The organism is Sphingomonas palmae, from assembly GCF_900109565.1.
In the GTDB taxonomy this organism is placed as follows: domain Bacteria; phylum Pseudomonadota; class Alphaproteobacteria; order Sphingomonadales; family Sphingomonadaceae; genus Sphingomonas; species Sphingomonas palmae.
Genome location: NZ_FNZZ01000003.1, coordinates 271,568 through 291,304, shown reverse-complemented (window position 1 = coordinate 291,304; position 19,737 = coordinate 271,568). Strand labels below are relative to the sequence as shown.

Sequence of the window (19,737 nt, the reverse complement as noted above, 5' to 3'; positions counted from 1 at the left end):
GTTGTCGTATCCGGTACCGGTATGCAGGCCCAACCCTAGCCACGATCGCGCCCTGCGAACGTCACCAGGCTCTCCGCGCCGTCGGCCCCGACCGCGCTGACGCCGACGAAATGATCGTCGACCGGCACGTTCTTCAATAGCGTCGTCGTCGCACCCGTCACGACGCGCTCGTCGCTCCACGCCTGCCGGTCGTTCGCACGCCAGCGCACGCGGTAGGATTGTGCCCCCGGCACCGCCGCCCATTTCACGGTCGTGTCACGGGTCAGCGCGCCCGCGATCGACGCACTCGCCGGCGCAGCGGGCGCCGCCGCCAGCCGCGCGATCGTCGCAACGTTGATCGCGGTCACCTTGGCGAGATAGTCGAAGTCCATGCCGTCGATCGTGTCCGCGAAGACGCGTCCGTTCTCGGTGCGCACGTCCTGATGCTGACGGTCCCAATTCTCCGCCCCGACCGAGAAGCGGACCGCGGGATAGCCGAGCTTCAGGAACGGTTCGTGGTCCCCGCCGCGCCCGAAGCGATCGGGACGGCGATCGAGCATCACGTCGAACTTGCCCGGCAGCGCGTCGGCGATACCGTCGATCGCCTTGGCGAGCGCGCGGCTGGGCCCATCGTCCTCGCCGCCGATCGCGCGGCGCTCCATGTCCTCGGCGAGCGACTCGCTTGAGCGGATGCCCTCGGAAAAGACACGCACGCGGTTCGCATCGACCACGCCGCCCTGCCCGACCGAATTGCCGACGATGTCGTTGTTGAGCATCGCGTCGATCTGCCATCCGCGCGCCTTGGCGGTGTCGGCGAGCAAGGTTGCGCCCCACAGCCCCTGCTCCTCGCCCGAGAAGACCGCGTAGACGATCGTCGCCTTGAACTTATGCTTTGACAGGATGCGCGCCGCCTCCAGCACCAGCGCGACGCCCGACGCGTCGTCGTTCGCCCCCGGTGCGTCGCTGGTCACGTTCATCACGTCGGTGACGCGGCTGTCGATGTGCGCGCCGACGATGACGTAGCGCCCCGGCTCGCTACCCGGCTGAATGCCGAGCACGTCCTCGATCACAACGCCGTCCGGCGCGCGCGGACCGATGAAGCGGCGCGACAGACGCTCGGTCGTGATGCAGCCGCCGCACTCACGCGACAGCGCGGCGAACTGGCCTGCGGTCCAGTTACGCGCCGCGCCGATCCCCCGCACCGGATCGGTCGCTGACGACAGCGAGTGGCGCGTGCCGAACGAGACGAGCTTCTCGACTGTCGCGCGCATCCGCTCCTTCGACGGCGCCTCGCGCGGAGCCGCGGCGGCAGGATGAATGACAGCGAGCGGGAGCGCGGCGAGCAGGAGCGAGCGGTTCATGGCGCCGTTTGTGACCGCGAACGCGTCCGCGCTCAAGCCGCTGTGATCGCACGCCGGTCAACTCAGGCGGTCGATCGCCTCGCGGTCGAGCCCGCCGGGCACGATCATCAGCGGCACCGACAGGCTGCCGACATCGGCGGCGAAATGCCCGACCAGCTCGCCCGGCGCGCCGCTCGCCGCCGCGCCCAGCACCAATGCCGCGATCTGCGGATTGGCGGCGATCAGCTCGCGGATCACCTTGGGCCCGTCGCCGCTGCGCACCGTCAGCGACGGGCGCAAACCCGATTCCTCCAGCAGCGTGCCCGCCGCACGCTGCACCAGCCCCTCGGCATGGCGGCGCTGATCGTCCTCGATCGTCGCCTGGACGCCGCCGAAAGCGATGAACTCCTGCGGCGGGATCAATGCCAGTATCTCGACCCCGCCGCCCGTCTTCACCGCGCGCCTGGCGGCGAAGCGCAGCGCGATCTGCGCCTCGGGCGTGTCGTCGATCACGGTCAGGTAGATGCGCATGGCAAGGCCTTTCTTCCCCCGATCTACTAGGCTTTCGAAGAGCCGCCAAGCGATGCCGATCACGCCGCGGGCTTGACGCTACGGTGCCGGGGGGCGAGAGACGCGCGCATCCCCAGGAAAGCATTCGTGCAAAGGTTTGCCATGCCGATCGAGATCAAGATGCCTGCCCTTTCCCCGACGATGGAGGAAGGCACGCTCGCCAAATGGCTGGTGAAGGAAGGCGACACGGTGCGCTCGGGCGACATCATGGCCGAGATCGAGACCGACAAGGCGACGATGGAGTTCGAGGCGGTCGACGAGGGCACGATTGCGAAGATCGCCGTACCCGAGGGGACCGACGGCGTGAAGGTGGGCGCGGTAATCGCGCTGCTCGCCGAAGATGGCGAGGATGCGGGCAGCGTATCGGGCGAGTCGACGCCCCAGCCCGCGGCGAAGGAGAGCGAGGCGCATCCCTCGCCCAAGGACCCGAACAAGACCGGGAGCGAGGCACGGCCCGCGCCTGAGGACGACCGCGATCATGGCAAGCCGGCGGATGCGCAGGTCGCGAAGGACGAGCCGAAGCCCGGCACTGCTGCCCCCGCGCAGAACGACGGCGACCGCGTCAAGGCGAGCCCGCTCGCGCGCCGCATCGCCGCCGACAAGGGCCTCGACCTTTCGCAGCTGACCGGCAGCGGCCCCAACGGGCGCATCGTCAAGGCCGACGTCGAGCAGGCGAAGCCGGGCGCCGCGCCTGCGCCCAAGGCCGAGGCGTCGCAGCCCGCGCCGACCGCAGGCGGCAGCGCTCCTGCGCCCGCGGCGGCACCGCAGATACCCGACGTGCCGCACGAGACCACCAAGCTCAGCAACATGCGGAAGACGATCGCGCGTCGCCTGACCGAGTCGAAGCAGCAGGTGCCGCACATCTACCTGACGGTCGACGTGCGCCTCGACAAATTGCTCAGCTTGCGTGGTGACCTGAACACCAGCCTGTCGGCGCGCGGGGTCAAGCTGTCGGTCAACGACCTAATGATCAAGGCGCTCGCCGCCGCGCTGATCCAGGTGCCGAAGTGCAACGTCATGTTCACGCCGAACGAGCTCGTCAGCTTCAAGCGCGCCGACATCTCAGTCGCGGTGTCGACGCCCGAGGGGCTGATCACCCCCGTCATCACCGAGGCGGACACGGCCAGCCTGTCGAGCATCTCGACCCGGATGAAGGATCTTGCCGCACGCGCACGCGACAAGAAGCTGAAGCCGGAGGAGTTCACCGGCGGCACCGCGTCGATCAGCAACATGGGCATGTTCGGGATCAAGCAGTTCGAGGCGGTCATCAACCCGCCGCAGGGCATGATCCTGGCGATCGGCGCGGGCGAGAAGCGCGCGTGGGTGATGGAGGACGGCTCGCTCGGCGTCGCCACGATCATGTCGGCGACGGGTAGCTTCGACCACCGCGCGATCGACGGCGCGGACGGCGCCGAGCTGATGCAGACGTTCAAGCAGTTGGTCGAGAACCCGCTCGGCATGCTCGCCTGAGCGGCGCTGCGATGACGCGCGGCCACGTCACCCCGCTGGAGATCGATCCGGTGATCCGCGAGATCGCCTGGGGCGCGCTCGGCCTCGGCATCACCGCGCTCGTCTTCTGGGGCGCGGCGTGGAGCTATCCGCAGGGCTACTGGACGATCTGGCTGGTCGGCGCGGCTACGATGCTGGCGATGGGCGTGCTGAGCGCGCGCGAGGTGTGGAGGGTGCGCGGATGAGTGACGCAACCAGTGCGGCATTCCGCGACCCTGCGATGCGCGTCACCGCCATGCCCGCGGACACCAACGCCTACGGCGACATCTTTGGCGGCTGGCTGATGAGCCTGATGGACTCGGCCGCCGGCCTCGTCGCCGCGCGCCGTGCCAAGGGCCGCGCGGTCACGATCGCGATGGAGGGCATGAAGTTCCACGCCCCCGTCCACGTCGGCGACGAGGTCAGCGTGTTCGCCGACGTCGTCAAGGTCGGGCGCACCTCGCTCACCATCGCGGTCGAGGCGCACGCGCGCGACCGCCACCGCGAGACGACCCGCAAGGTGACCGAAGCGCATTTCACCTTCGTCGCGATCGACCGCGACCGCCGCCCGCGACCCGTGGACGCTTAAAGGGAACGCCCATGCTTGAAAGCAAACGCGACAAGATTCTGTATCAAGTCGTTGTGCCAGTTGCGACCGCCCTGCTGGGCGCAGCAGCAGGCGCCGTCTTTCAAGCAGTCACGTTGGATAAAGCACAAATTTCTGACGTGATCGCGCTTCTAAAAGATCCCGCTTTGACTGCGGCGCAGAAATTACAGGCGCTAGCTGTCTACAAAGAAATCACTGATCGGCCTTGGGCCATCATCAGAACATTCTCAGGAGCGATTACATTTGCCGTTCCTACAGTGCTGATGGCGATGGTCGTTGGTGGACAGTTTCAGCGAAAAGGTTAAGAGATGAACTACGACCTCATCGTGCTCGGCTCGGGTCCGGGCGGTTACGTGTCCGCGATCCGCGCGTCGCAGCTTGGCATGAAGGTCGCGATCGTCGAGCGCGAGCGGTTGGGCGGCATCTGCCTCAACTGGGGCTGCATCCCGACCAAGGCGCTGCTGCGCACGTCGGAGGTCTATCACTATATGACCCATGCCGCCGACTACGGGTTAAAGGCCGACAACATCGGCTTCGACCTCGGCAAGATCGTGGAGCGCAGCCGTAAGGTCGCGGGGCAGCTGAACGCCGGCGTCAAGGGCCTGATGAAGAAGCACAAGATCGCGGTGCACGAGGGCGTCGGCAAGCTGACAGGTAAAGGCAAGCTGACGGTCACGCAGGGCGACAAGACGACCGAGCTGACCGCCCGTCACATTATGATCGCGACCGGCGCGCGCGCGCGCGACCTTCCCTTTGCCAAGGCCGATGGCAAGCGCATCTGGACCTATCGCCACGCGATGGTACCCGAGGTCATGCCGACCAAGCTGCTGGTCATCGGATCGGGCGCGATCGGGATCGAGTTCGCCAGCTTCTACAACGACATGGGCGCCGAGGTGACCGTGGTCGAGATGCTGCCGCGCATCCTGCCGGTCGAGGACGAGGAAGTCAGCGCCTTCATGGAGAAGCGGCTGACCAAGGAAGGTATCCGCATCGTTACCGGCGCCGGCGTCGAGAAGATCGACACGTCGGCGAGCGGCGTGAAGGCGACGATCAAGGGCAAGGACGGCAAGTCCGTGACGGAGGACTACAGCCACGTCATCGTCGCGATCGGTATCGTCCCTAACACCGAGAATTTGGGACTCGAGGAATTGGGCGTCACGACCGAGCGCGGCCAGATCAAGGTCGACGGTTACGGCCGCACCAACGTCGAGGGCGTGTACGCGATCGGCGACGTCACCGGCGCGCCGTGGCTGGCGCATAAGGCGAGCCACGAGGGCATCGTCTGCGTCGAAGCGATCGCGGGCGAGAAGCCGCACCCGTTCGAGACCTGGAACATCCCCGGCTGCACCTATTCGCGCCCGCAGGTGGCAAGCGTCGGCCTGACCGAGGCGAAGGCGAAGGAAAGCGGCCGCGACGTGAAGGTCGGCAAGTTCCCCTTCATCGGCAACGGCAAGGCGATCGCGCTCGGCGAGGCGGACGGCTTCGTAAAGACGGTGTTCGACGCGAAGACGGGCGAACTGCTCGGCGCACACATGGTCGGAGCGGAAGTGACCGAGCTGATCCAGGGCTATGTCATCGCGCGGCAGCTCGAGACGACCGAGGCCGAGTTGCAGGAAACAGTGTTCGCGCATCCGACGCTTAGCGAGATGATGCACGAGAGCGTGCTCGCCGCCTACGGGCGCCCGATCCACATCTGACGTGTCGGGGCACCTGCCGCGATGCGGGTGCCCCCCTCACGCGAGCAGCGCTGGACGCTGCGGGGTGAAGCGGCGATGATCCGCGCTGTCATGCCGCCCGCTTCCGCTGCTTCGCTGGCCAGGCCGCCGCTGATCGTCGCCGCGCTGCTCGCGCTCGCGACGCTGCTGGTCTTCGCGCCGGGCTACGCGCAATATGACACCGTCGCGCAGTTCGGCCAGGTGCTGTCGGGCGCGTTCGACGACTGGCATCCGCCCGCAATGGTGCAGCTGTGGACGTGGCTCCATCCGCTCGGCCGCGGCACCGCACCGATGTTCGCGGTGCAGGTGGCGCTCTACTGGACCGGACTCGGCCTGATCGCCGCTGCGCTGCCCGATAGATGGCGGCAGGCGGGCGTGCTGGCGCTGGGCACATCACCCTTGTTTCTCGGCTGGCAGGTCGTCGTGCTCAAGGACGCGCAGATGATCGCGACCGCGCTTGCGGCCACCGGCCTCGTCGCCGCATTCCAGCTACGCGGTCGACCGCTGCCGATCGCGGCCGTGGCGATCGCCGCGCTGCTGCTCCTCTACGCACTGCTGTTGAGGGCGAACGCCGTATTCGCACTCGCGCCGATGATCGCAGCCCTTGCGCCGACTGGCGGCATCGTCAGGCGCGCGATCATCACCGTCGCGATCACCGCCGCGGTGCTCGCAGGCTCGGGAACGATCAACCACCGACTGATCGGCTCGGCGCAGAGCGGGGTCGAGAAGACGCAGCCGCTGTTCGACCTCGCCGGCATCGCTGCGCGCAGTGATGCGACGTCCGACACCGGCCTGTCGCCTTCCCAGGTCGCGCAGCTTCGCCAACGCCGCTGCGTGTCGCCCTTCTTCTGGGACCCCCTCGGCGAGCCGTCGCACTGTGCCGACGTGATCGCACCGCTGAACGCGCTTCCGAGTCGTCAATTGTACGTGCGACTGGCAAGCGCGGTGCTGCACCACCCGCTCGCTTACGCCGAGCAGCGGCTGTCGCACTGGAACGTGACCGAGCGCTGGCTCGTACCCGCCGGCTTGCCCAGCGCTGCCCCGCCGACCGACGACGAGCCGAACGATCTCGGACTCGTGCCTCCGGGTCGCACCGCCGCGCAGTGGCAGCGCCTCGCAGCGGCACTTGCCGAAACGCCGCTCGGCTGGCCCATTGCTTGGCTCGCCGCCGCGGTGCTTCTCGCGGTCGCCATCGCTTCCACGCCCGTTGCTACGCTGATCGGTAGCGCCAGACACCGCCTCGCGCTCGGCCTTCTCGCCTCCGCCATCGCGCTGGAGGCGAGCTTTATGTTCGTGTCGATCGCGTCCGACCTGCGTTATCACCTATGGCCGATGCTCGCGACTGGAGTCGCCGCCTTCGTCGCGCCAAGGCCAGAGATGGGCCGACGCGGAGTCGTAATCGCCTGCATGGTCGCATTCGCCGTTATCCTGCCCGGCGTCGCGGCACGCGCCTTGCTGCCCGCCGCGCCCGCAACCTATCAGGCGATGCTGACGTGGGATGCGGGAGCGATCGCGCTGCTGCCGGACTGATTCGTTTTCGCGTGTTCACGCCGTCACTTTTCACGCGAACGCACGTTGTGCCGGGGATGCAACGATCTCCCTGCGCCGCATGAACCGGCTGAGCCCCGACGCCGATGACGCCCGCTTCATCCGGCGCGTATTGTGGCTCATCGCGATCGTCGCCGTCATCGCCGCGCTGTACCTAGCCCGACACCTGCTGATCCTCGCCTTCGGTTCGATGCTGATCGCGATCGTTATTCACGCGATCGCCGAACTGTACGAAACGCACCTGAAGGCGCGGCCCAAGGTCGCGCTAGGACTCGGCGTCGCCTCCGTCCTCGGCTTCCTCGGGCTACTCGGGTGGCTGTTCGGCGTCGAGTTCCGGCAGCAGGTCAACACGCTCGTCGTCTCGCTGCCGGGGCTAATCCAGAAGCTGCAGGACTATATGTCTCAGTCGCCCGTCGGTGCGAAGGTCGCCGACGCTGCGCGCGCCGCCTTCGCCGGCAGCCGCGTCGCGCAGGACATCGGCAGCCTCGCGCGCGGCGCGGGCGAGCTGCTGCTGAACGCGGTGCTGGTACTGTTCGGCGCGATCTTTTTCGCGGTCGACCCCAAGGTGTACGAGCGCGGCGCGCTGCTGCTGGTGCCGCCGACCAAGCGCGCCGCGGCGGAGGATGCGCTCGGCGATGTCGGCTCGACGCTGCTGCTGTGGCTGCGCGCGCAGCTGATCCAGATGACTGCGATGGGCCTGATGGTCGGCATCGGCCTGTGGATCGCGGGCGTCCCCTCGCCCGCGCTGCTGGGTCTGCTAACTGGGATCAGCGAGTTCATCCCCTATGTCGGTCCGCTCGGCGCGATGCTGCCGGCGCTTGGCCTTGCCGCGACCGCGGGCACCGATCAGCTGATCTGGGCGCTGGTCGTGTTCGCGGCGGTTCGCGTCATCCAGACCAATTTCGTCACGCCGTTTGTCACCAGCCGCGTCGTCTCGATCCCGCCCGCGCTCAGCCTGTTCGCGATCATCGGCACGGGCGCAGTATTCGGCCTGTTCGGACTGTTCTTCTCGGGCGGCATTCTGGTGGTCGCCTTCACGCTGATACGCAGCCTTTATTTGCGCGAAATGCTGGGCGAGGACATTCCGACCACGCGCGAGCGACGTCTGTTCACGGCCCTTGGCAAACCTCGTTTCCCGACGCGCCGCGAAAAAGATGAATGAACGAGCGCGCTTAAGCGCGAATTAACCTTTTGCGTTCAGAAGCCGGATAGTTAATTTATCTGGCAGACCAGCACCCCGAACAGGGCGGCGGCGCGGGTCTGAAAACCGGGGAACAGCAGATGCGCGTACTCTTGATCGAAGACGAGCCGACCACTGCCAAGGCGATCGAGCTGATGCTCTCGACCGAAGGATTCAACGTCTACTCGACCGACCTAGGCGAGGAAGGCTTGGATCTGGGCAAGCTGTACGATTACGACATCATTCTGCTCGACCTAAACCTGCCCGACATGCACGGCTATGACGTGCTGAAAAAGCTGCGCGTCGCGCGCGTGTCGACGCCGGTGCTGATCCTGTCGGGCGTAAACGAGATGGACTCGAAGGTACGTTCGTTCGGCTTCGGCGCCGACGATTACGTAACCAAGCCGTTCCACCGCGAGGAACTGATCGCGCGCATCCACGCGGTGGTCCGCCGCTCGAAGGGTCACTCACAGTCGGTCATCCGCACCGGCAAGCTTGCGGTCAATCTGGACGCGAAGACGGTCGAAGTGGACGGCGCGCGCGTGCACCTGACCGGCAAGGAATATGCGATGCTCGAGCTGCTCTCGCTTCGCAAGGGCACCACGCTGACCAAGGAGATGTTCCTCAATCATCTCTATGGCGGGATGGACGAGCCCGAACTCAAGATCATCGACGTGTTCATCTGCAAGTTGCGCAAGAAGCTAAGCATGGCGTGCGATGGGGAAAATTACATCGAGACCGTTTGGGGTCGCGGCTACGTGCTGCGCGAGCCCGACGAGGTCGCAACCGCCGAGGTCGCCTGACCCTTCTACCAATTTGTTCCGGCGTATTCGGACACGAAGGCCGCGGCTTCCAGGGGGGACGCCGCGGCCTTCTACGTTTTGATCGGCCAGTCTCAGCCGAGGATATGCATCCACAGCGGCTCGCCGGTCAGGCTCTGTGATCCGCGCAGCCGCTCCAGCGCCGAAGCGACGCAGCGTTCTGGACCCTCGTGCGTGACGATCGCGACCAGCACGTCGCCGCCCGGATTGGCGCCGCGCTGGATCAGGCTCTCGATTGAGACGCCCGCGTCGCGCATCGCCGCAGCGATCTCCGCCAGCACGCCGACGCGGTCCGCGACCGCGAAGCGCAGATAGGCACGCCCGCGCCGCTCACCGCTATCGGCCGGCTCGGCCGCGGCGAGCGCATCGACCGGCATCGCGAAGGCGGTGCCGAACTCGCCGCGGGCGATGTCGATCAGGTCGGCGACCACAGCGCTCGCGGTCGGCCCGGCCCCCGCGCCCGCCCCCTGGAACAGCAGCCGGCCGACGTAATTGCCCTCCGCCACCACGGCGTTGGTCGCGCCGGTGACGTGCGCCAGCGGGTGATCGGCGGGCACCAGATGCGCGTGGACGCGCTGGAATAGCCCGCCTGCCCCCGCCTCGGCGACGCCGACCAGCCGCACGCGGTAGCCGAGCGCCGCGGCCTCCGCGATGTCGGCGGCGAGGACGTGGCGGATGCCGCTCACCTGGACGTTCGGGAACGCCGGACGCGTGCCGAACGCGATACTCGCCAAGATCGACAATTTGTGCGCGGCATCCACGCCGTCGATGTCGAACGAGGGATCGGCCTCGGCGAAGCCCAGCGCCTGCGCCTCGGCGAGCACGTCGGCGAAGTCGCGGCTTTCCGCCTCCATGCGGCTGAGGATGAAGTTGCACGTGCCGTTCAGGATGCCGGTCACGCGCCCGATCGCGTTTGCGGCCGCGCCCTCGCGCAGCCCCTTGATGACCGGAATGCCGCCCGCGACCGCGGCCTCGAACTTCAGCGGCACGCCCGCCTGTTCGGCCGCTGCGCCCAGTTCGAGCCCGTGGTGCGCGAGCATCGCCTTGTTCGCGGTGACGAAGCCCTTGCCCGCGGCCAGCGTCGCACGCGCCAGCGCCAGTGCAGGTCCGTCCGCCCCGCCGACCAGCTCGACCACCACGTCGGCGTCGGCGTGTGCCAGCTGTGTCGTATCATCGACCCAGGCGAGCTGCGACAGGTCGAGCCCGCGATCCTTGCTGCGGTCGCGCGCCGACACCGCGACGACCTCGATCGGACGACCCGCACGCCTGGCGATCAGATCGCGGTTCTCGTCCAGCAGCCGGATCACGCCGCCACCAACCGTGCCGAGCCCCGCCAGCGCGACCTTCAACGCATCCGCCATCATCTCACCCCTTCTCGGTCCCGCGACTAAGCGAGTGCCGCCTGAGTGTCGAGCAGGCGCACCTTTCGGCCCGGCAAGCGTTCGTTGGCCGCGAAACAAGCGCGAGGCGTCGACATGCAGATCATCGAGGGTGGCAGCAATCCGTCGAGCAAGGGCCCGGCCGAGTGGTTCACCGGGACCGTGCGCATTGACTCGTTGTTCCCAGCGGAAGCGCCCTCGCGCGTCGCGGGCGCGCACGTGACGTTCGAGCCTAGCGCGCGGACCAACTGGCACACGCACCCGCTCGGCCAGACGCTGATCGTCACCTTCGGACGTGGCTGGGTGCAGCGCGAGGGCGAGCCGCGCGCGGAAATCCGCGCCGGCGATGTCGTTCGCTTCGCGCCCGACGAGCGCCACTGGCACGGCGCGAGCGCTGACACCGCGATGTCGCACATCGCGATCCAGGAAAGTCTGGACGGCAGTGCGGTGACGTGGCTGGAGCCGGTCAGCGACGCGGATTATGCGCGCTGAGCCACGCGCGCGGTTGCGTTGCGGCGCTGCGACCGCGATGACGGCGGCATGACCCAACCGACTGTCGCGCCCTCACCCGCCTCCGCCGCAATCGGCGGACTGCCCGAGCTGACCGTGCGCGGCATTGTGCTCGGCGGCGTCATCACGCTGCTGTTCACCGCCGCCAACGCCTATCTGGGGTTGAAGGTGGGGCTGACCTTCGCGACCTCGATCCCCGCCGCGGTGATCTCGATGGCGGTGCTGCGCTTCCTGCCGGGCAGCAACATGCTCGAGAACAATATTGTGCAGACGATCGCCTCGGCCGCAGGCACGCTCGCCGCGATCGTGTTCGTGCTGCCGGGTCTGGTGATGATCGGCTGGTGGAGCGGATTCCCGTTCTGGACGACGAGCGCGATCACCGCGACCGGCGGCATCCTGGGTGTGATGTTCTCGGTACCGCTGCGCCGCGCGCTCGTGGTGGGCGACGACCTGCCCTATCCCGAGGGACGCGCCGCGGCGGAGGTGTTGCAGGCGGGGTCGAACACGCAGACGGGTGCGAAGGAGAGCGAGGCCGGCCTGCGCGTGCTGGTGCGCGGATCGATCGTCTCGGCGCTGTTCGCGATCCTGACACAGATGAAGCTCGCTGCCGCAGAGGCCGCGACCTGGTTCCGCGTCGGTTCGGGCGCGACGGGGATCGCGGGTGGGCTGTCGTTCGCGCTGTTCGGGGTCGGGCATCTCGTCGGACTGTCGGTTGGCCTCGCACAGCTCGCCGGACTGATCACCGGCTGGTTCATCCTGCTGCCGTTCCTCACCGCACAGCACCCCTTGTCGGTCGGGGTCGAGGAATGGGCCGGCACGATCTTTCGCGACGACGTGCGCTTCTTCGGTGCGGGCGTGATCGGCGTGGCGGCGATCTGGACGCTGCTCAAGATCGCGGGGCCGGTCGTCGGCGGCATCCGCAGCGCACTCGCCGCCAGTGCCGCGCGCGCGGGCGGCGAGACGCTGGCGTTGGAGGAGCGCGATCTGCCAATCGGCATCGTCGCGGGAGGTGCGGTCGCGATCCTCGTGCCGATCGCGTGGCTGCTGTGGAGCGTGCTGGCGGGCGGACCACTGGCCGGATCGGCGCTGCTGCTGATCGCGGGCGCGCTCGTGTTCGTCGTTGTCGTCGGGCTGATGATCGCGGCGGTGACCGGGTACATGGCGGGGCTGATCGGCGCGTCCAACTCGCCAGTGTCGGGGATCGGCATCCTCGCGGTGCTCGCCGCGTCGCTGCTGCTCGTCGGTCTGGTCGGGCGCGGCGGCGCACCCGAACAGACGCAGGCGCTGGTCGCCTACGCGCTGATCGTGACCGGCATCGTCTTCGGCATTGCGACGATCGCCAATGACAATCTGCAGGACCTGAAGACCGGGCAGCTCGTCGGCGCAACGCCGTGGAAGCAGCAGGTCGCGCTGGTGATCGGCGTCATCTTCGGCTCGATCGTGATCGCACCGGTGCTCGACCTGCTCCAGACCGCCTTCGGTTTTGCCGGCGCGCCCGGCGCCGGTCCCAACGCGCTCGCCGCACCGCAAGCCGGGCTGATCTCGGCGCTGGCGCAGGGCGTGCTGGGCGGCAATCTCAATTGGTCGATGCTCGGCTGGGGCGCGGTGGCGGGCGTGATCTTCATCGCGCTCGACGGCCTGCTCGGACGCGCGGGTCGGCTGAGGCTGCCGCCACTCGCGGTCGGGATCGGCATTTACCTGCCGATGGCGGTGATCCTGCCCGTGACGATCGGCGCCGTCGTCGGCCACCTCTACGATCGCTGGGCCGATCGCACGCGCGACGCGGAGTTCGCGCGCCGGCTGGGCGTGCTGGTCGCGACGGGCATGATCGTGGGTGAAAGCCTGTGGCAGGTCGTGTTCGCCGGCATCGTCGCGGCGACGGGCAGCGATGCGCCGCTGGCGGTGGTCGGCCCGGCCTTCACCCACATCGCGCTGGTCGGCGGAACAATCCTGTTCCTGACGCTGGTGTGGTGGCTCTACCGCGGAACCCGGCGCGAGGCTGCGTGAGTCAACGCCCTCAACGCTAGCGGACCGGGCCCGCCGCGCGGCAGTGCCTCACGCCGCTGGCGCGCGATCCGGTGCGGCTTCGAGTGCAGCGGCGATGTCACCTTGATTGGTCGACTTGCCAGCATTGTCGTTGGCCGCTGCGGTAGCCGGAGATGCGGCGCCTGTGTCGCTTGCCGGAGCCGCGGCAGAGGGCGGCGAAGTCGAGATCGTCGGCACGACTGGCGGTGGCGTGATCTCGCGCTCGTCGGCGCGGATCGGGCGTCCGCGCTCGTCGACGTCCTCGGGCGGCTCGGTCATTCCGCCGACCAGCGGCTCGCCGCGCTTCAACGCGTCGATCTCGGCCTGGCGGCGTTGCAGGTAGAAGGTGCGCGAATTGGCGTAAGGGTCGGCGGCATTGTCGTGCAGCTTCTTCAGCGTGCCGTCGAATTCCGACCGGTGATCGAGCACACTCAGCGTCGCGAAGGGGATGACGAACGCTGGCTTGGTCACGCGACTGCCGTAGGTGAACGGCAGGATCAGCCGGTCGATCGCGCCGCCGAACAGGTCACGCAGCGTCGTGGGACCCGTGATCGGCAGGAACAGGAACGGGCCGTTCGGCACGCCGTAGAAGCCGAGCGTATTAGCAAATCCGTTGCTACGCCGCGGCAGCTTGAACGGCTTCTTCTTGGCAACGTCGAAGATGCCCGCGACGCCCGCGGTCGTGTTGATCGCGAAGCGCGCGAAGGTTTCCGCCGCCTTGCCGATCTTGTGCTGCAGCAGGAAGTTCACGAACACGACCGGCTCGCGAAAGTTGTACAGGAAGTTGTGGATGCCCTTGCGAACCTCGCGCGGCAGCGTCTTCTTGTACGCGCGCGCAGCGGGGCCGGTGATCGCGTCGTCCACCGCCTGCGTCGCCTTGAACGCGGTTTCGTTGACCGAGCGGAGCGGGTCGGGCGCGAGGCCACGACGCTCTCCGGTGACGACGATGTCGCTGCCCGGCACCGGTTCGCCTTCACTGGCCGGCGGCAGCGTGCGAACGACCGGCGGCGGCACGATCTCCTGCTCCGGGAGAGTCGCCGTGTCCTGCGCGGCTTCCTGGCTCATGGTCTCCGAGGCGGAGGGCGGTGCCGCCGATGCACCAACCGCGCTCGCAGCAACCGGCGGCTGATCGGCGAACAGCGCGGTCTCGAACGCCGACGGCGTCATCGCGGCGACCGATACGCTGGTCCAAAGCAACAGGCTCAATCGTCGGCTCCTAGCATCCGCCCCACGCGGCCGATCGACGGCCGCGGCGACACCGCGAAGGTCGGCTAGTACAAAGGCGCGTTGCGACGCACAACTGGCCTCGACTCAGCCGCGTGCGAACGTCAGGCGTCGATCGCTTCCTCGTCCATCCGCGCCGCATTCTCCTGAATGAACGCGAAGCGGTGCGCGGGATTGGTTCCCATCAACCGGTCGACCAGGTCCTTCACACCCGCGCGTTCCTCATATTCCTGCGGCAGCGTGATGCGGATCAGCGCGCGTGAGGCGGGATCCATCGTCGTCTCGCGCAGCTGCCCCGGGTTCATCTCGCCCAGTCCCTTGAAGCGCGCGACCTCGACCTTTTTGCCGCGAAACGCGGTCCGCTCCAGCTCGGCGCGGTGAGCGTCGTCGCGCGCGTACAGGCTCTTCGCGCCGTGCGTCAGCCGGTAGAGCGGCGGTTGCGCGAGGTAGAGGTGCCCGCGCCGCACGATATCCGGCATTTCCTGGAAAAAGAACGTCATCAGCAGCGTCGCGATATGCGCGCCATCGACGTCGGCGTCGGTCATGATGATGACCTTTTCATACCGCAGGTTGTCCGCCACGCAGTCCTTTCGCGTCCCGCAGCCGAGCGCGAGGCCGAGATCGGCGATCTCCTGATTGGCGAGGATCTTGGCACTGGTGGCGCTGGCGACGTTCAGGATCTTGCCGCGGATCGGCAGAATTGCCTGCGTCTTGCGGTCGCGCGCCTGCTTCGCGCTGCCGCCGGCCGAGTCGCCCTCGACGATGAAGAGTTCAGTGCCCGCGGGCGCATCGGCCGAGCAGTCGGTCAGCTTGCCCGGCAGGCGCAGCTTCCGCGCGCTGGTCGCGGTCTTGCGCTTGACCTCGCGCTCCTGCTTGCGCCGGAGCCGCTCGTCCATCCGTTCAAGCACGTAGGACAGCAGCGCGCGACCGCGCTCCATGTTGTGGCCGAGCCAATGGTCGAAATGGTCGCGCACCGCCTTCTCGACCAGCCCTGCGGCCTCGGGTGAGGTCAACCGGTCCTTGGTCTGGCTCTGGAATTGGGGATCGCGGATGAACACCGACAGCATCAGCTCGCTGCCGACCATCACGTCGTCGGCGGTCAGCTCCTTCGCGCGCTTGTTGTTGACCAGCTCGCCGAAGGCGCGCAGCCCGCGGACCAGCGCCTGGCGCAATCCCTGCTCGTGCGTGCCGCCATCGGGGGTCGGGATCGTGTTGCAATACCAGCTGTAGCTGCCCTCGCTCCACAGCGGCCAGGCGACCGCCCACTCGACCTTGCCCATCTTGGTGCCGTCGGGCGCATCGGCGAAGTCCTGCGTGCCCGCGAACGCGTCGGCGGTGGCGCACTCGCGCCCGCCCAGCTGTTCGCGCAGATGGTCGGCGAGGCCGCCCGGAAACTGGAACACCGCCTCCGCCGGCGTATCGTCGGAAATGAGCGACGCGGCACATTTCCAGCGGATCTCGACGCCCGCGAACAGATACGCCTTCGACCGCGCCAGCTTGTAGAGCCGCGCCGGCTTGAAGTTCAGCTCGGGTCCGAAAATCTCGTGATCGGGCACGAACGAGACGCTGGTACCACGCCGGTTGGGCGCCGCACCGACATGCTCCAGCACGCCGACCGTCTGCCCGCGGCTGAACCGCTGACGATACAGCTGCCGCTCGCGCGCGACCTCGACCACCGTCTCCGCCGACAGCGCGTTGACCACCGACACACCGACGCCGTGCAGGCCGCCGCTGGTCGCGTACGCCTTGCCGGCGAACTTGCCGCCCGAGTGGAGCGTCGACAGGATCACCTCCAGCGCCGATTTGTCGGGGAACTTCGGGTGCGGATCGACCGGGATGCCGCGACCGTTATCGGTGATAGTCAGCCGGTTGCCCGGCTCCAGCGTCACCTCGATTCGCGTCGCGTGCCCCGCGACGGCCTCGTCCATCGCATTATCGAGCACCTCGGCGGCGAGATGGTGCAGCGCGCGCTCGTCGGTGCCGCCGACGTACATGCCGGGGCGCCGACGTACCGGCTCCAGCCCTTCCAGCACTTCGATCGATGACGCATCGTAGCTGCCGACACTAGCGGTCGAAGAGGCAAAGAGATCGTCGGCCATGCGAGCCGCTATACCCCAGCGCCGACGCGAACAGAAGGGGCACAAGCCAGCAACCAAACGTCACGCAACATATTGCCATATCGGTCCGTTCGGCGCCCGAGTTCACGGGAGGTTCTAATGAAGATCAAGCTACTCGCCGGCGCGGCCGCGCTGCTCGCCGCCACGCCCGCCGTCGCGCAGGAAGTCACCACCGGCTTCAGCGGCATCTACGTCGGCGCGGCCGGCGGCTACGACGTTCAGGGCAACGATCGCGGATCGTCGATACTGTTCGATCGCAATCTCGACGGCCGCTTCGGCGACACGGTCACGACCGCCGCGGGCGCGAATGCCTTCTCGCCAGGCTTCTGCAACGGTCGCGCGATCAGCGCCAACGCGCCGGGTCGCACCTCGACCGCCGCACCGACGCTGCCGGCAGGCGCGGGCTGCCGCAACGACAAGGACGGCTGGGCGTATTACGGGCGTATTGGCCTCGACCAGCAGATGGGCCGCTTCGTCGTCGGCGTCGTGGGTGAGTTCGGCAAGAGCGAGATCAGCGACAGCGTGTCCGGCTTCTCAACCACGCCCGCCAATTACGTGATGACGCGCGATCTGCAGTGGGAGGCGGGCATCCGTGCGCGCGCCGGCTACACGCCCAACGATTCGACGCTGTTCTACGGCACCTTCGGCCCGGGCTACGCGCGGATCGACCGTGAGTTCACCACCACCAACACCGCCAACGCCTTCTCCGAGCGCGGCAAGCGCAACCAGTTCGGCATCCAGGGCGGCGGCGGCGTCGAGCAGCGGATCGGGAACAACTTTTCGATCGGGCTCGAATATATGTACCACCAGTATCAGGACGACGCGTACCGCGTTCGCGCCGGATCGACCGGTACCACGCCCGCGAGCAATCCCTTCATTCTCGCGCCCAACACCGGCGGCACCGATTTCGCCCGCAGCGACAGCAAGTTCCGCTGGCATTCGATGCGCGCGACGGCGGCGTTCCGCTTCTGATCCGACGTACACGGGCCGGCGTTCGCGCGCCGGCCCGTCTCGGCTCAGCCGACCAACACCGCATTCCCGCATCGCAGGCCATTCACCTGCAAATCGCCCTCGCCGATGCCGAGCCCCAACGTTCCCGTCACCGCTATCAGCAGCGTGTCGAGCGGCGCGGCGATCCCCGACAGGATGCCGCCGACCGCGCGCAGCAGCGGGTCGATCGGCAGCGGCAGCCCGATCAATGTCACCTTTAGCGATGCCTGCGCGATCAGCGAGGTCGCGATCCCCTGCAGCGGGGTGCTCGACCGGATCGTCTCAACCGCGCCGGTGTCGATCATGTCCTGCGTAAAACGTCTCGCCTGCCAAGGCTCCGCCGCGCCCAGCGAGACGCGGCTGCTACCCGTCACGTCGACCAGCAGCGTGTCGACGAGACGCGCGGTCGTCGGCGTGATCGGTTTGGAGAAGTCGGCGAGCTTCGCCTCGTCAATTGTGCCGATCGCCGCCTGCACCGGATCGACCCGGCCCTCCAACGTCACCGCCCGCATCGGCGCGGCGCAGTCGATCTTCTTCAACCGCGCCTCCGCCCCTGCCGCCTCGACGAACAGGGGCAGATCGATCGAGGCGAGGCTCGACAGGCCGGGCAGCAATGTCGGTGCGACCCGGAGGCGCGCGTAGATCCGCGCCTGCGCGGTGCGGATCACGGTATCGCCCGTGTCGGTGATGGCGAGCCACGGCGAGGATTGCGCGCGCTCACCGATTGCGACGCTCACCTTCGCCGACGCAACGCCGGGAACACCGGCTCCGAGGTCTAGCGCCAGCCGCCGCGCTCCGCCCGCCTCCAGCAGCGCGGTCATGAACGGCAGCACCGGCACCCGCGCCACGCCGCTGCTGCCGACCCCCTGCGTGGCGAGCGGACCCGGGTCGATCAGCGTGCCGAGCCTGATCGTCTGCCCGCCCAGCGCCGCGCCAACGCGCCCGACCGCGTCGGCCGCCGCCTCCTGACCCGTCGCCTTCAGCGTGTCGCCCAGCGCACCGAACAGGTCCGTCACCCGCACGTCGGCGGCGAGCAGGTCGCCGTAATCGTTGACCGACAGGTTGGCGCGCAATCGCAGGCGGTCGAGCAGCTGAAAGATGTCGACTCTCGCCTCCACGAGTGCGCGGTGATCGAGTACGCCGAGCGACACTGTTCGCCCGGTCAGCGCGGATAGGAGCGCGTTGACGACCCCGCCGTCGATCGCCGCGAGGCGCGAGCCGACCGAGAAGCTCGCCACCGCGCGCCGCTGCGCCGTCGCCGCGCGCGTGATCGGCAGCGAGTCGTAGCCGAAGATGCGCGCGAAGAAGGTGGGCGAGCGCGCGCTGAGCTCGACCCGCACCGCGTCGCCGTCCGCCGCGGCGGTGAAGCGTTGCGCCACCGGCACCGTTGCGTCGGCGCGGTAACGGCCGGTGGTCACGCGAGCGACGGTCGCGGTGCCCCAGCTCGCCGTGACCAGGTCCCGCGCCACATTGTCGGCATCTCTGGGAGCACTGGCAGCGGCCAGCGCGGCGCTGTCGGCGATCCCCTGCAATCGGCGCGCGTCGAGCTGCGCGGTGCCCAGATCGACCGCGAATGCCGCGAAACCGATCAGCAGCGGCATCGCGCAGGCGACGAACACGCCCACCCCGCCGCGCGCGCTTCGTAACAGCGAGGGGCAGCGCATCGTCACAGGACCGCCAGCGACACCACCGCACGCCGCTCGATCACCGGCTCGGGCAGCGGCACGATGCCGGTCGACAGCAACGTCAGCGCGCGCGCGTCGACGCGCAATCTGATCGTCGCGCGGGCGCCCGCTTCATCGATCGCGATCGCCACCTTGTCGCTCTTCAACTCGGCGATGTTCGCGATGTCATTGGCGACCGCCGCCTGCGCCAGGGTGAGACGCTCGGCCGGGGTGACCCCGGCGACGATCGCGCGCGCCGCATCGTTCGCGGCCGCCTGCACGCTGTGCGCGAGCCAGATATACTGGCCGTAGCACAAGACCCCCATCACCAGCGTGATCAGAATCGGCAGCACCAGCGCGAACTCGACCAGCACCGCGCCACGTCGTTGGCCGACCAGCCGCGACTGCGACCGACCCGTGAAGCGAGGGAATATTCCCACCATGACCTAACCCTTTCGGGTTAGGTATGGCGCACCGATGGTAGCGGTTCGGCACCGCACATTGGCTCACCGAACACGGCATTTACACAAATGTCTGAACAACAAAGGGTCGGCCCATCCCACCGGATTGGACCGACCCT

The 19,737-nt window shown here is 68.0% G+C and carries 18 protein-coding genes; 11 read left to right on the top strand and 7 right to left on the bottom strand.

All coding sequences use genetic code 11. The features are described from left to right. Positions 1 to 35: 35 nt before the first annotated feature. Together BMW51_RS09265 and BMW51_RS09260 are read right to left on the bottom strand one after the other, a co-directional pair. Positions 36 to 1,340: a M20/M25/M40 family metallo-hydrolase gene (locus tag BMW51_RS09265; protein WP_093006015.1), complete on the bottom strand. Its 1,305-nt coding sequence runs from the start codon at positions 1,338 to 1,340 to the stop codon at positions 36 to 38. Between the two features lie 57 nt (positions 1,341 to 1,397). Continuing rightward, positions 1,398 to 1,850: a universal stress protein gene (locus BMW51_RS09260; protein WP_019515993.1), complete on the bottom strand. Its 453-nt coding sequence runs from the start codon at positions 1,848 to 1,850 to the stop codon at positions 1,398 to 1,400. Between the two features lie 141 nt (positions 1,851 to 1,991). Between BMW51_RS09260 and BMW51_RS09255 the strand changes: the two genes are divergently transcribed. The 8 genes from BMW51_RS09255 (at position 1,992) to ctrA (ending at position 9,230) form a co-directional block, all read left to right on the top strand. After that, a complete protein-coding gene (locus tag BMW51_RS09255; RefSeq protein ID WP_093005679.1) occupies positions 1,992 to 3,359 on the top strand; it encodes a pyruvate dehydrogenase complex dihydrolipoamide acetyltransferase in 1,368 nt (455 codons plus the stop codon). An 11-nt stretch (positions 3,360 to 3,370) separates the two neighbouring features. Then, positions 3,371 to 3,583 (top strand): hypothetical protein, encoded by a 213-nt coding sequence (locus tag BMW51_RS09250; protein WP_093005677.1) that lies wholly within the window; start codon positions 3,371 to 3,373, stop codon positions 3,581 to 3,583. Then, entirely contained in the window at positions 3,580 to 3,966 is a 387-nt protein-coding gene (locus BMW51_RS09245) for an acyl-CoA thioesterase (RefSeq protein ID WP_093005675.1), read from the top strand. Before BMW51_RS09250 ends, BMW51_RS09245 begins: the two co-directional genes overlap by 4 nt. 11 nt (positions 3,967 to 3,977) lie before the next feature. Then, a complete protein-coding gene (locus BMW51_RS15875) occupies positions 3,978 to 4,289 on the top strand; it encodes a hypothetical protein (RefSeq protein ID WP_143051844.1) in 312 nt (103 codons plus the stop codon). A gap of 3 nt (positions 4,290 to 4,292) precedes the next feature. Beyond that, complete coding sequence (gene lpdA / locus BMW51_RS09240) at positions 4,293 to 5,681, top strand: dihydrolipoyl dehydrogenase (RefSeq protein ID WP_093005673.1); 1,389 nt, start codon at positions 4,293 to 4,295, stop codon at positions 5,679 to 5,681. A 75-nt stretch (positions 5,682 to 5,756) separates the two neighbouring features. Beyond that, on the top strand, positions 5,757 to 7,229 hold the full coding sequence (locus BMW51_RS09235; RefSeq protein WP_245708381.1) for a hypothetical protein: 1,473 nt from the start codon (positions 5,757 to 5,759) through the stop codon (positions 7,227 to 7,229). 79 nt (positions 7,230 to 7,308) lie between these two features. Next, positions 7,309 to 8,409 (top strand): AI-2E family transporter, encoded by a 1,101-nt coding sequence (locus BMW51_RS09230; RefSeq protein WP_093005671.1) that lies wholly within the window; start codon positions 7,309 to 7,311, stop codon positions 8,407 to 8,409. A gap of 119 nt (positions 8,410 to 8,528) precedes the next feature. After that, positions 8,529 to 9,230 carry a response regulator transcription factor CtrA gene (gene ctrA / locus BMW51_RS09225; protein ID WP_026325804.1) on the top strand — a complete coding sequence of 234 codons (702 nt, stop codon included), beginning with the start codon at positions 8,529 to 8,531 and terminating at the stop codon, positions 9,228 to 9,230. Between the two features lie 92 nt (positions 9,231 to 9,322). Here ctrA and BMW51_RS09220 read toward each other — a convergent pair whose 3' ends face one another. Further along, entirely contained in the window at positions 9,323 to 10,609 is a 1,287-nt protein-coding gene (locus BMW51_RS09220; RefSeq protein ID WP_093006011.1) for a homoserine dehydrogenase, read from the bottom strand. A 114-nt stretch (positions 10,610 to 10,723) separates the two neighbouring features. Between BMW51_RS09220 and BMW51_RS09215 the strand changes: the two genes are divergently transcribed. Further along, positions 10,724 to 11,119, top strand: coding sequence for a (R)-mandelonitrile lyase (locus BMW51_RS09215; RefSeq protein ID WP_093005669.1), 396 nt, complete (start codon positions 10,724 to 10,726; stop codon positions 11,117 to 11,119). Between the two features lie 48 nt (positions 11,120 to 11,167). Continuing rightward, positions 11,168 to 13,144, top strand: coding sequence for an OPT family oligopeptide transporter (locus BMW51_RS09210; RefSeq protein ID WP_093006009.1), 1,977 nt, complete (start codon positions 11,168 to 11,170; stop codon positions 13,142 to 13,144). Between the two features lie 48 nt (positions 13,145 to 13,192). Here the strand turns inward: BMW51_RS09210 and BMW51_RS09205 are convergent, their stop codons facing one another. Beyond that, complete coding sequence (locus tag BMW51_RS09205) at positions 13,193 to 14,368, bottom strand: MlaA family lipoprotein (RefSeq protein WP_245708380.1); 1,176 nt, start codon at positions 14,366 to 14,368, stop codon at positions 13,193 to 13,195. A 122-nt stretch (positions 14,369 to 14,490) separates the two neighbouring features. Beyond that, positions 14,491 to 16,485, bottom strand: a complete 1,995-nt coding sequence (gene parE, locus BMW51_RS09200; RefSeq protein WP_093005667.1) for a DNA topoisomerase IV subunit B — start codon at positions 16,483 to 16,485, stop codon at positions 14,491 to 14,493. A 117-nt stretch (positions 16,486 to 16,602) separates the two neighbouring features. Here parE and BMW51_RS09195 point away from each other — a divergent pair, with 117 nt between their 5' ends. After that, positions 16,603 to 17,475: an outer membrane protein gene (locus BMW51_RS09195; protein ID WP_093005665.1), complete on the top strand. Its 873-nt coding sequence runs from the start codon at positions 16,603 to 16,605 to the stop codon at positions 17,473 to 17,475. A gap of 44 nt (positions 17,476 to 17,519) precedes the next feature. Here BMW51_RS09195 and BMW51_RS09190 read toward each other — a convergent pair whose 3' ends face one another. After that, on the bottom strand, positions 17,520 to 19,157 hold the full coding sequence (locus tag BMW51_RS09190) for a pilus assembly protein TadG-related protein (protein WP_245708410.1): 1,638 nt from the start codon (positions 19,155 to 19,157) through the stop codon (positions 17,520 to 17,522). Positions 19,158 to 19,159: 2 nt separating this feature from the next. Beyond that, the gene (locus tag BMW51_RS09185) at positions 19,160 to 19,600 is read right to left on the bottom strand and encodes a TadE/TadG family type IV pilus assembly protein (protein ID WP_093005661.1); all 441 of its coding nucleotides are present in this window, start codon (positions 19,598 to 19,600) and stop codon (positions 19,160 to 19,162) included. Positions 19,601 to 19,737: the final 137 nt, after the last annotated feature.

Coding starts and splice junctions, on each gene's coding strand:
- BMW51_RS09235 (WP_245708381.1), top strand. CDS start 5,757: ATGATCCGCGCTGTCATGCCGCCCGCTTCCGCTGCTTCGCTGGCCAGG.
- BMW51_RS09210 (WP_093006009.1), top strand. CDS start 11,168: ATGACCCAACCGACTGTCGCGCCCTCACCCGCCTCCGCCGCAATCGGC.
- parE (WP_093005667.1), bottom strand. CDS start 16,485: ATGGCCGACGATCTCTTTGCCTCTTCGACCGCTAGTGTCGGCAGCTAC.
- BMW51_RS09250 (WP_093005677.1), top strand. CDS start 3,371: ATGACGCGCGGCCACGTCACCCCGCTGGAGATCGATCCGGTGATCCGC.
- BMW51_RS09195 (WP_093005665.1), top strand. CDS start 16,603: ATGAAGATCAAGCTACTCGCCGGCGCGGCCGCGCTGCTCGCCGCCACG.
- BMW51_RS09185 (WP_093005661.1), bottom strand. CDS start 19,600: ATGGTGGGAATATTCCCTCGCTTCACGGGTCGGTCGCAGTCGCGGCTG.
- lpdA (WP_093005673.1), top strand. CDS start 4,293: ATGAACTACGACCTCATCGTGCTCGGCTCGGGTCCGGGCGGTTACGTG.
- BMW51_RS09255 (WP_093005679.1), top strand. CDS start 1,992: ATGCCGATCGAGATCAAGATGCCTGCCCTTTCCCCGACGATGGAGGAA.
- BMW51_RS09220 (WP_093006011.1), bottom strand. CDS start 10,609: ATGGCGGATGCGTTGAAGGTCGCGCTGGCGGGGCTCGGCACGGTTGGT.
- BMW51_RS09260 (WP_019515993.1), bottom strand. CDS start 1,850: ATGCGCATCTACCTGACCGTGATCGACGACACGCCCGAGGCGCAGATC.
- BMW51_RS09245 (WP_093005675.1), top strand. CDS start 3,580: ATGAGTGACGCAACCAGTGCGGCATTCCGCGACCCTGCGATGCGCGTC.
- BMW51_RS15875 (WP_143051844.1), top strand. CDS start 3,978: ATGCTTGAAAGCAAACGCGACAAGATTCTGTATCAAGTCGTTGTGCCA.
- BMW51_RS09265 (WP_093006015.1), bottom strand. CDS start 1,340: ATGAACCGCTCGCTCCTGCTCGCCGCGCTCCCGCTCGCTGTCATTCAT.
- BMW51_RS09230 (WP_093005671.1), top strand. CDS start 7,309: ATGAACCGGCTGAGCCCCGACGCCGATGACGCCCGCTTCATCCGGCGC.
- ctrA (WP_026325804.1), top strand. CDS start 8,529: ATGCGCGTACTCTTGATCGAAGACGAGCCGACCACTGCCAAGGCGATC.
- BMW51_RS09190 (WP_245708410.1), bottom strand. CDS start 19,157: ATGCGCTGCCCCTCGCTGTTACGAAGCGCGCGCGGCGGGGTGGGCGTG.
- BMW51_RS09215 (WP_093005669.1), top strand. CDS start 10,724: ATGCAGATCATCGAGGGTGGCAGCAATCCGTCGAGCAAGGGCCCGGCC.